The following is a 734-nucleotide window of genomic DNA, read 5'->3' as shown; positions in this document are numbered from 1 at the left end:
TCCTCAGACTCTAGTCGCTGTTGAGCTTCGTCCTCAGCGGCAGCGACCCACGTGGTCAGTTGACTGTTGAAATCGTCGGTGTCGCGGGCTTGGGAGCTGCGCCAGCTCCGCAGCCGATCGATGGCGCGCGATTTGGCGAGCCGCAGTACCCATGACTTGGCGCTGCCGCGGTGTGGGTCGAAGGTGTGGGCGCTTAGCCATACCTCCACGAAGACTTCTTGGGTGACCTCTTCCGCTTGGGCCCGGTCACGCAAGATGTGGGTGGTGAGACCTAGAATCTGTGGGGCCAGAACGTCGTAAAGCTCGGCGAAGGCGACTTTATCGCCCGCGCGCACGCTTTCTAAGAGACGGTCCGGATCCACGGATTCTAAATCTAACACCTGGGTTATGTGCTACTTGGATTCTTCCATCATTTTGTCTTCGCTCATCATGGCATCGGAGGACGGTGCCATGGAATCGCTCATCATCGCCTCGGAAGACGGTGCCATGGAATCTTCGCTCATCATGGCATCGGAGGACGGGGTCATGGAGCCGTCCATCTTGTCCTCCATATTCTCCTCGGAGTCGTTGCATGCGACGAGGCCGACGGCGGCGATGACGATGGCGCTGGCGCTGGCGATTGCGCGGTTGATAGACATAGCGTCTCCTTCACTTTTTCGGTTCGCAGGCGCAGTGTTTCTGGCCCGTCACTGAGTACTACGGAGCCGGGGGCTGATGCGGATTGGACCAATCCG

General features: G+C 59.1%; 2 protein-coding genes. Both read right to left on the bottom strand.

Going from position 1 to position 734, the window contains the following annotated elements:
* A partial coding sequence (locus HMPREF2990_RS01420) for a sigma factor (protein WP_305764505.1) occupies window positions 1-362 on the bottom strand: 362 nt, incomplete at its 3' end.
* A 30-nt stretch (window positions 363-392) separates the two neighbouring features.
* On the bottom strand, window positions 393-638 hold the full coding sequence (locus HMPREF2990_RS01415; protein WP_083316924.1) for a hypothetical protein: 246 nt from the start codon (window positions 636-638) through the stop codon (window positions 393-395).
* Between the last annotated feature and the right edge of the window lie 96 nt (window positions 639-734).

It is taken from the genome of Corynebacterium sp. HMSC071B10 (genome assembly GCF_001814825.1).
In the GTDB taxonomy this organism is placed as follows: domain Bacteria; phylum Actinomycetota; class Actinomycetes; order Mycobacteriales; family Mycobacteriaceae; genus Corynebacterium.
The sequence above is the reverse complement of the archived record's forward strand: the minus strand, read 5'-3'. Positions and strand labels throughout refer to the sequence as shown.